At 71.7% G+C, this 9,085-nt stretch carries 10 protein-coding genes; 8 read left to right on the plus strand and 2 right to left on the minus strand.

Features of this window, described 5'->3' with window-relative positions; translation table 11 throughout:
- A partial coding sequence (locus AF1_RS30205; protein ID WP_217999862.1) for a hypothetical protein occupies positions 1 to 438 on the minus strand: 438 nt, incomplete at its 3' end.
- A gap of 120 nt (positions 439 to 558) precedes the next feature.
- Here AF1_RS30205 and AF1_RS30210 point away from each other — a divergent pair.
- The 7 genes from AF1_RS30210 to AF1_RS30240 all read left to right on the plus strand — a co-directional run bounded on the left by AF1_RS30210 (position 559) and on the right by AF1_RS30240 (position 7,285).
- On the plus strand, positions 559 to 1,650 hold the full coding sequence (locus AF1_RS30210) for a polyamine ABC transporter substrate-binding protein (protein ID WP_067807072.1): 1,092 nt from the start codon (positions 559 to 561) through the stop codon (positions 1,648 to 1,650).
- A complete protein-coding gene (locus tag AF1_RS30215; RefSeq protein WP_067807075.1) occupies positions 1,647 to 2,549 on the plus strand; it encodes an ABC transporter permease in 903 nt (300 codons plus the stop codon). The genes AF1_RS30210 and AF1_RS30215 overlap by 4 nt, the downstream gene beginning before the upstream one ends.
- Complete coding sequence (locus tag AF1_RS30220; RefSeq protein WP_067807077.1) at positions 2,542 to 3,315, plus strand: ABC transporter permease; 774 nt, start codon at positions 2,542 to 2,544, stop codon at positions 3,313 to 3,315. Before AF1_RS30215 ends, AF1_RS30220 begins: the two co-directional genes overlap by 8 nt.
- Before the next feature lie 7 nt (positions 3,316 to 3,322).
- Positions 3,323 to 4,369 carry an ABC transporter ATP-binding protein gene (locus AF1_RS30225; RefSeq protein WP_067807080.1) on the plus strand — a complete coding sequence of 349 codons (1,047 nt, stop codon included), beginning with the start codon at positions 3,323 to 3,325 and terminating at the stop codon, positions 4,367 to 4,369.
- A 66-nt stretch (positions 4,370 to 4,435) separates the two neighbouring features.
- On the plus strand, positions 4,436 to 4,807 hold the full coding sequence (locus tag AF1_RS35470) for a hypothetical protein (protein WP_131732779.1): 372 nt from the start codon (positions 4,436 to 4,438) through the stop codon (positions 4,805 to 4,807).
- Positions 4,777 to 4,965, plus strand: a complete 189-nt coding sequence (locus AF1_RS30235) for an aldehyde dehydrogenase family protein (RefSeq protein ID WP_067807086.1) — start codon at positions 4,777 to 4,779, stop codon at positions 4,963 to 4,965. Before AF1_RS35470 ends, AF1_RS30235 begins: the two co-directional genes overlap by 31 nt.
- Before the next feature lie 16 nt (positions 4,966 to 4,981).
- Positions 4,982 to 7,285 (plus strand): transketolase-like TK C-terminal-containing protein, encoded by a 2,304-nt coding sequence (locus AF1_RS30240; RefSeq protein ID WP_067807089.1) that lies wholly within the window; start codon positions 4,982 to 4,984, stop codon positions 7,283 to 7,285.
- A gap of 105 nt (positions 7,286 to 7,390) precedes the next feature.
- Here AF1_RS30240 and AF1_RS30245 read toward each other — a convergent pair whose 3' ends face one another.
- A complete protein-coding gene (locus AF1_RS30245) occupies positions 7,391 to 8,389 on the minus strand; it encodes a sigma-70 family RNA polymerase sigma factor (RefSeq protein ID WP_174548912.1) in 999 nt (332 codons plus the stop codon).
- Between the two features lie 219 nt (positions 8,390 to 8,608).
- Here AF1_RS30245 and AF1_RS30250 point away from each other — a divergent pair, with 219 nt between their 5' ends.
- Complete coding sequence (locus AF1_RS30250; protein WP_067807092.1) at positions 8,609 to 9,049, plus strand: DUF2267 domain-containing protein; 441 nt, start codon at positions 8,609 to 8,611, stop codon at positions 9,047 to 9,049.
- Positions 9,050 to 9,085: the final 36 nt, after the last annotated feature.

Raw genomic sequence — 9,085 nt, forward strand, 5'->3', positions numbered from 1 at the left:
GGCGGGGTGGGCGGGGGTGGCGGTGGCCAGGGCCCTGTGCAGGTCCGCGGTGAGCGTGCCCAGCAGCCGGCCGACCGGTTCCCCGGCGACGGCCGCGTCCACGCACCACTCCCAGCCGTCGCGGGCCTCGGGCAGGTAGGCCGTGACCAGCGCGACCAACGCGCCGTCCGGGGCGAAGACCGCCCGGTAGGGGCGTGCGGTCCCGGTGAACCCGGCCAGCGCGAGCTGTTCCAGTACCGCCAGGGCCCGGTGCGGCGGCGGAGCGGGCGGGGTGAACCACTTGACGACCAGCCGTTCGCCGACGATCACCGACCGGTGCGTCTGGTCGGCGGTGATCGCCCGCTCGGCGGGGTCGGCCAGCGGCGGCAGCACGGCGAAGTCCCGCGCCGTGTAGGGCTCCGGGACCCCGTCCGGGGCCACGACGTCTGTTGAATGCAAATTCAAGTTTGTAACCACAAGTAGGCGTTGAGTAGCAGATTTAAGTCTTGTTCATGTTGAGGTGAGATGCAACACTCAGCCTTCGACCGCAGTCCTCCGACCACCGAAGGTGGTGTCGGTATGCTCCGCATATCGACCGCGACGATCGTCGCGGCACTCGCCCTGACCCTTGCCGCCTGCGGCGGCTCCGCTTCCGGAGGCGCGGCCGCCCCGGACAGGCTCGACCCGAGCGCCGATCTCGCCGAGCAGTCGCTCACGATCTCCAACTGGGACAAGTACATGCCGGCGGACCTGCCGGCGAAGTTCAAGGCGAAGACCGGCGCCCCGGTCACCGTCACCAAGCACGTGACCAACGAGGAGATCGTCGCCAAGCTCACCGCGGGCGGGGACAGCGGCATCGATGTGGCCTTCGTCTCCGGCCAGTTCGCCCAGGCGCTCAACGAGCAGGGCCTGCTCGAACCGATCCACGCGGACCTGATCCCGAACCTCGGGAACCTCTATCCCGAGGCCACCCGGCTCGCCTACGACAAGGGCAACACCTTCTCGGTTCCCTACACCTGGGGCACGACCGGCCTGTGCTACCGCAGCGACCTGACCGGCTACACCCCCGACAGCTGGAACGACCTGCTCAAGCCCAGGCCCGAGCTCAAGAAGAAGATCACGATGCTGGCCACCGAGCGCTGGCTGATGCTGCCCGCCCAGAAGTCCCTCGGCTTCTCGGCCAACACCCGCGACAAGGGCCAGATGGACCAGGTGAAGTCCGTCCTCGTCAAGGCCAAGGAGAACCTGCTGGCCTTCGACGACGCCACCTTCGGCGACCGGCTCAAGTCCGGCGAGGCCGCGCTGGCCGAGGCATGGGACGGCTGGTGCCCGACCGACCGCAAGGACATCAAGTTCGCGGTGCCCAAGGAGGGCAGCGACCTCTGGGTGGACACGATGGTGATCCTGAAGTCCTCCAAGAACAAGGAGGCCGCGCACGCCCTGATCAACTACATCCTCGAACCCGAGGTGCACGGCTGGGCCGCGGCGAACATCCTCTACAAGGTCCCGAACAAGCTCGCGATGGAGAAGGTCGACCCGGCACTGGTCAAGAGCCACCCGCACCTGGCCATGCCCCCGGGTGACCTGCTGAAGGGCGAGGGCCTGGTCGACCTCGGCGAGGCCGCGCCGACCTACACGCAGATCGCCACCGAGGTCGCGGCCAAGAAATGACCGCCGTGCCCAAGGACGCGCGGACGCGGGCGGCGGGCAGGGCCCGCCGCCCGCGGGCCGAGCCGCTGGTGCTGCTCGGTCCCGGCCTGCTGTACCTGCTGGCCTTCCTGCTGGTCCCGCTCGCCCTGGTCCTCAGCTACACGATCTTCAAGCGGGGCCGGTTCGGCGGGATCGTCCACGAGGCGACCGGCGACAACTTCACCCGCGCCGCCGACCCGCTCTACCTGGACGTGCTGCTCACCTCGGTGAAGCTCGCGACGATGACGACGCTCCTGGCCCTGGCCATCGGCTATCCGACGGCCTACGTCATCGCGCGCCTGCCCGCCCGGTGGAAGACGCCGGCGCTCGTCGCGGTGGTGCTGCCGTTCTGGACCAACTTCCTGATCCGTACCTACGCCTGGATCGTCCTGCTGAACTCCGAGGGGCTGGTCAACTCGGCGCTCACCGACCTCGGGGTGATCGACAGGCCGCTCGGGCTGCTCTACACCGACGGCGCGATCGTCACCGGGCTGCTCTACGCCTACCTGCCGCTCATGATCCTGCCGCTGTACTCGGCGATCGAACGGCTCGACCCGCAGCTCGCGGAGGCCTCGGCCAACCTCGGCGCGGGCCCGGCCAGGACGTTCCTGTCGGTGACGCTGCCGCTCACGCTGCCCGGCGTGCTGACCGGGTGCGTGTTCGTGTTCGTGCCCAGCCTCGGCAACTTCGTCATCCCCGAGCTGCTCGGCGGCGGACGGACGATCATGGTCGGGAACCTGGTGCGCGACCAGTTCCTCAAAGCCCGCGACTGGCCCTTCGGCTCGGTGCTGGCGCTCAGCATCGTCGCCGTGCTCATCGCGCTGCTGACAGTGCAGGCGTGGGCCGCGCGCCGGTTCTCCGGGGAGGGCGACCATGCGTAGGGCGCGGTGGGCCTACGGGCCGTTCTGGCTGACCTATCTGTTCCTCTACACGCCGATCGTCGTGCTCGTCGCGATGTCGTTCAACGCCGCCGACACGCCCTATTCCTGGGGCGGTTTCAGCACGTCCTGGTACGGCGAACTGAGCGGCGACGAGGCCATCCGGGAAGGGCTGGTCAACACCCTGGTCGTCGCCGCCGGGTCCACCGCGCTGGCGACGGTGCTCGGCACGCTGCTCGCCGTGGGGCTGGCCCGCTACCCCCGCCTCCGCGTGCTGGCGGTGCTCGCCACGCTGCCCGCGATCCTGCCGGACCTCATCCTGGCGATCGGGCTGCTGGCGTTCTACTCCGCCGTCAGGGCGACGCTCGGGCTGCACTCGGTGCTGCTCGCCCACACCGTGTTCGGCATGGCCTTCGTCGCGACCGTCGTGCGGACCCGGCTGTCGCACTCCGACACGTCCCTGGAGGAGGCGTCCCGGGACCTCGGCGCGGGCCCGGTCACGACGTTCGTACGGATCACCTTGCCGACGCTGGCGCCCGGCATCGTCGCCGGCGCGCTCCTGGCGTTCACCCTGTCGATCGACGAGTTCGTGATCGCGTTCTTCACCGCCGGACCCAAGGACCCGACCCTGCCGATCGTCATCTACTCGATGGTCCGCTTCGGTGTCACGCCCGAGATCAACGCGCTGGCCACGGTGCTGCTGGCGGTCAGCTTCACGGTCGTGATCCTCGCCCAGCGGCTCACCCGCCTCACCGACTCCCTGCGTTAGGACCAGCATGACCCTCCTGAGCGTCACCGGTGTGTCGCGGCGCTTCGGCGATGTGACCGCCCTCGACGACGTGAGCCTCGACATCGTGCAGGGCGAGTTCTTCGCGCTGCTCGGCCCGTCCGGCTGCGGCAAGACCACACTGCTGCGCGTCCTCGCCGGGTTCGAGCGGCCCGACACCGGCACCGTGACGCTCGACGGCGCGGACCTGCTCGCGCTGCCCGCGCACCGCAGGCCCGTCAACCTCATGTTCCAGAGCTACGCGCTCTTCCCGCACATGACGGTCGAGAAGAACATCGCCTACGGCCTGCACCGCGAGGGACTGCCGAAGGACGAGATCCGCGCCCGGGTCGCCGGCGTCCTCGCGACGATCGGCCTGCCCGGCGCCGCGAAGCGCCGCCCGAACCAGCTGTCCGGCGGGCAGCGGCAGCGGGTCGCGCTGGCCCGCGCGATCGTCAAACGTCCCCGGCTGCTGCTGCTCGACGAGCCGCTGTCCGCGCTGGACAAGAAGGTCCGCGCGGAGATGCAGCTCGAACTCAAACGGCTCCAGCACGAGGTCGGCATCACCTTCGTGGTCGTCACCCACGACCAGGAGGAGGCGATGTCGCTCGCCGACCGGATCGCGGTCTTCAGCGAGGGCCGGGTCGAGCAGGTCGACGCGCCCGTCTCGCTCTACCGCCGCCCGCGGACCCGGTTCGTCGCGGACTTCGTCGGCGCCAACAACCTGTTCGACGGGGTGCTGCGGGACGGGGGCGTCGAGGTGCCCGGGGTCGGATCCGGGCCGCTGCCCTGCGAGCCCCCGGGGGACCTGCCCGCCGGGAGCCCGGTCGTGCTGTCCGTGCGCCCCGAGAACGTCAGGTTCGACGACGAGGGCCCGCTCGCGGGGACGGTCATGGACACCAGCTTCTTCGGCGGCGTCTCCCGGGTCGCCGTCGAGGTCGGGGGGCTCACCCGGCCGGTGGAACTGACCGTCCCGGGCACGGCCCCCGCCGACCCCGGCAAACCCGTCCGGCTGTCCTGGAACCCTGATCGGGCCATCCTGATCGGGCCGGCCTGATCAGGACGGCCTGATCAGGACGGCCTGAAGGCGCGGCCGGGCCGCGATTCAGCCGGTGGTCAGGGCGTGGACGGTGCGAGCCGCGGCGGTCTGGAGGTCCGCCCGGGAGTGGCCGAGGTGGGCGACGGCGCGCAGGACGGTGGGATGGTGGGCGTTGGACCACAGGACGCCGTGGGAGCGGAGCCGGGCACGGGCGGCGTCGCGGGTCAGCCCGAGGGGCGCCAGATCGAGGAAGACGAAGTTGGTGTCGACCCCGGCGGGATCGACCGGCAGGCCGCCCTCGGCGAGCAGCGTGGCGAGGACGCGGGCGCCGGCGTGGTCGTCGGCCGGCCGGGTGACGTTGTGCCGGAGCGCGTCGCGGGCGGCGCCCGGCGGTGTTCGGCCGGGACCTGGACCGTACCCTGGCGGTGGCCGGCCGGCTCCGCGCCGGGCAGGTGACCGTCAACGACACCAGCAACTACTGGGAACTGCATCTGCCGTTCGGCGGCGCGCCGGGCACCGCCAGCGGCCACGGCCGGCTGGGCGGCCGCTACATTGCCGAGGCCGTGACGGAGATCCAGTCGATCTCCATCGACCTGGCGCCTTCCTGGCGCTGACGCAGAGGAGCCGACGATGAACGACCCCGTGGCGACGGCGCCGCACACCGAGGTGATGGAGGAGATCGAGCGGCGGGTGCTGTGGCTGGCGACCGCCATCGTGCACCACGCGAACCGGGTGCGGCCCAACCCGTCCGGGCTGAAGGTGGGCGGGCACCAGGCGTCCTCGGCGTCGATGGTGTCCATCATGACGGCGCTGTGGTTCCGCCACCTCGGGCCGCACGACCGCGTGTCGGTCAAGCCGCACGCGTCCCCGGTGCTGCACGCGATCAACTACCTGCTCGGCGAGCTGGACGGGGCGTACCTGACGACCCTGCGCGAGTTCGGCGGGCTGCAGAGCTACCCGAGCCGGACCAAGGACCCCGATCCGGTGGACTACTCGACCGGGTCCGTCGGCATCGGGGCCACCGCGCCGATCTGGGGCGCGATGGCCCGCCGGTACGTGGACGGGGTGGCCGGCGGGACGCCCGCGGGCCGGCAGTACTCGCTGGTCGGCGACGCCGAGCTGGACGAGGGCGCGGTCTGGGAGGCGATCCTCGACCCGGGTGTCGCCGAGCTCGGCGAGATCGTCTGGATCGTCGACCTCAACCGCCAGTCGCTCGACCGGGTCGTGCCCTACCTGGCCGCGCACCGGCTGAAGGGGATGTTCACCGCCGCGGGCTGGCAGGTGCTGACGCTGAAGTACGGCCGGCTGCTGTCGGAACTGTTCACCCGCCCCGGCGGTGACGCGCTGCGCGCCCGCATCGACGCGATGTCCAACCCGGAGTACCAGCGGCTGCTGCGCTGCGACGCGGCCGAGCTGCGCGACCGGCTGCCCGGCGGGAGCGGCCCCGTCGCCGAGCTGGTCGCGACGCTGGACGACACCGCACTTCTCGCGGCGCTGCGCAACCTGGGCGGCCACGACCTCGGCAGCCTGGCCGACGCGTTCGACGCGATCGACGACACCCGGCCGACCGTGATCTTCGCGTACACGGTCAAGGGGCACGGCCTGCCCAGCGAGGGCCACCCGCAGAACCACTCCTCGCTGCTCACCGCCGACCAGATGACCGGGCTCGCCGCCCGGCTCGGCATCGACCCGGACGCGCCGTGGGACCGTTTCGAGGAGGGCACGCGGGCGGCCCGGCTGTGCGCCGACACGGCCGCGCGGCTGCGCCGCGACCCGGTCGCGCCGCAGGCCCCGCCCCCGCTGCCCACCGACATCGGCCGTACCCCCAAGGGCACCGCGACCACCCAGGCCGCGCTGGGCCGGCTGCTGCTGGACCTCACCCGGGAGGCGCCCGAGGCCGCCGCGCGGGTCGTGACGGTGAGCCCGGACGTCAGCTCCAGCACCAACCTCGGCGGCTGGGTCAACAAGGTCGGTGTCTGGTCGACCTCCGAACGCCGCGACTGGTTCGCCGACGACGCCGAGACGATCCTGCACTGGCGGGAGGGCCCGGCGGGCCAGCACATCGAGCTGGGCATCGCCGAGACCAACCTGGTCGGGCTGCTGGGCGAGCTCGGCGCCACCTGGAGCCGCTGGAACCGGCCGCTGCTGCCGATCGGCGTCCTGTACGACCCGTTCGTCGGCCGCGCCCTGGAGCCCTGGTCGTTCGGCATCTACGCCGGCGGCCAGTCGATCCTGATCGGCACGCCGTCCGGGGTCACTCTGGCCCCCGAGGGCGGCGCGCACCAGTCCGTCCTCACCCCGTCGATCGGGATCGAGCAGCCGGGCTGCGTCGCCTACGAGCCCGCGTTCGCCCTCGACACCGAGTGGACGCTCCTGGCGAGCATGGCCCGCCTCGGCCGTCCGGACGGCGGCTCGGCCTACCTGCGCCTGTCGACCCGCCCCGTGGACCAGACGCTGGCCGCGGTGCCGGCCGACCCGGCCGCCCGGGAACGCCGCCGCCGGCAGGTCATCGCCGGCGGCTACCCGCTGCGCCGCGCCGCCCGCCCCGCGGTGACCGTGGCGGTGATGGGCGCCCTCGTCCCCGAGGCGCTCGCCGCCGCCGACCGGCTGGAACAGGCCGGCCTCGGCGCCGACGTGGTGTGCGTGACCAGTCCCGGCCTGCTCTTCCAGGCACTCCGTTCCCGCCAGGGCCACGATGACGGCCCGAACTGGATCCTCGACCAGGCGTTCCCCGCCGCCCGCGCCACCCCGCTCGTCACCGTTCTGGACGGGCACCCGCACACCCTGGCCTTCCTCGCCGGGCTGAACAACGTCCCCTGCGTCAACCTGGGCGTCACCGGCTTCGGCCAGTCCGGCACGATCGAGGACGTCTACCGCCACCACGGCATCGACACGGACTCGATCGTCCGTGCCGCGCTGGACCTCGTCCCATGACGGCGGTCCCCGGCCGCCGTTCCAGCGGCCCGCTCGTCCGTCTGGCCGCGCCGCGCCGGCATCCCGCCGGTCCGGTCGCGCGTTTGCGCCACGCGTAGCACGGGCTCAGTCCCGGTCCGGCCGGCCGGACCGCCGTTCTCCGGCCGGCCGGGCGTCACCCTGCGCGGAGCCGCGCAGCCGGGCGAGCGCCGAGCGCTCCAGGCTGCGTATCCGCTTGGAGCCCAGCCCCGTCTGGCGGGTGATCTCGCGCAGCGAGCGCGGTCTGCCGTTGTGCAGCCCGTAGCGCAGGCTGATCACCATCGCCTCCTGCGCGGGCAGGGTGTCGATCCGCGCGCGAAGTTCCTCCGCCATCGCCCGGTACTCCGCGACCTCGGCCGCCTGCAGCACCTCGGTCTCGGTGATCAGATCCCGTACCCGCGTGTCCCCGTCCTCCCCCACCGGCGCGTCGAGGCTGACCGACGTGCGGGCGAGCCGGCGCAGCTCGGAGAGCCTGCCGACCGTGATCCCGGCGTGCTCGGCCACCTCTTCCGGCGTGGGCTCTCGTCCGAGGCCGAGTTGGAGTTCCCGTTCGAGGCGTCCGACCCGTGCCAGTTCCTCCACCACGTCGATCGGCAACCTGATGGTCCTGGCCTGCGCGGCGAGGCCCCGCTGGATCGCCTGCCGGATCCACCAGACCGCATAGGTCGAGAACTTGAAGCCGCGGGTGTGGTCGAACTTCTCCACCGCACGGATCAGACCGAGGTTGCCCTGCTGCACCACGTCCAGGAAGGGCAGGCCGTGCCGGGAGTACTTCTTGGCGACCGACACCACCAGGCGGAGGTTCGCCCTGATCATGTGGTCCTTCGCCTGCCGGCCCTCCCGTGCCGCCTCTTCCAGCTCCGCACGCCGTTCCGGAGGGACGGTGCGCTCGCCCGCGTCGGATTCGCGCAGCAGCGCCGCGGCCCGCGCGCCCTGCTGGACGCGCCGCCCCAGTTCGACCTCTTCCTCCGCGTTCAGCAGGGGAGTGGACGAGATCTGGGTCAGGTACTGCCGCACCAGGTCGGGTTCCTCATCGGATTCCGGGGGTTCAGCCCGGCGCCTCTTGGCGTCCGTCCGCACCATCATCACCAGCTTCCCGATACCGCCATACCTGCCGGTGCCTTCTACCGCAGGCCACGGTCTCTCTCTTCCGTGCCCGCATGTCGGCCTGTGATGTGGGGGGCGTGGCGGTCCGGCATGACCGACGCTTTGCCGGATCGGGACCGTTGCACCGGTCGTCAGGAGTGCTCGCCGGCGGAATGCTCGTAACGACGATGAAGATGAGGACGCCAGGGGGGCGGGCCAATGTCGTTCACGAAAGTCCAAGCGCTGGACCGGAGCATCGACAGCACCAATCGATGGATCGCCGATATCGCCGCGGCCTTCGGCACCGAAGATCGTGCCTTCGCCTACCGGACACTGCGGGCCTGGATGCACACCCTGCGCGACCGCCTCCCGGTCGAGGCCGCGGCCCATCTCGCGGCGCAGCTCCCGGAACTGCTCCGCGGCGTCTTCTACGACGGGTGGAGTCCCGCCCACGTGCCGCACAAGTACGATGCCCACGAGTTCACCGCCCGTTTCGCGGAGGACGCGAACATTTCCCGGGGCGATGTGCCGAAGACCGCGGCGATCGTGACCGAGGTGGTGATCGCTCGCAGCACCGCCGGCAGTGTGGACCAGGCGTTGAGGCACCTGCCCGAGGAACTCCGCCGGCTGCTCCAGCCCGGCGGGAATCTCGGAGGCTGAGGCAGGTTCGCCGGGCATGGAGGAAGACCTGCGAGG

Source organism: Actinomadura formosensis NBRC 14204 (genome assembly GCF_001552155.1).
Taxonomy (GTDB): Bacteria; Actinomycetota; Actinomycetes; order Streptosporangiales; family Streptosporangiaceae; genus Spirillospora; species Spirillospora formosensis.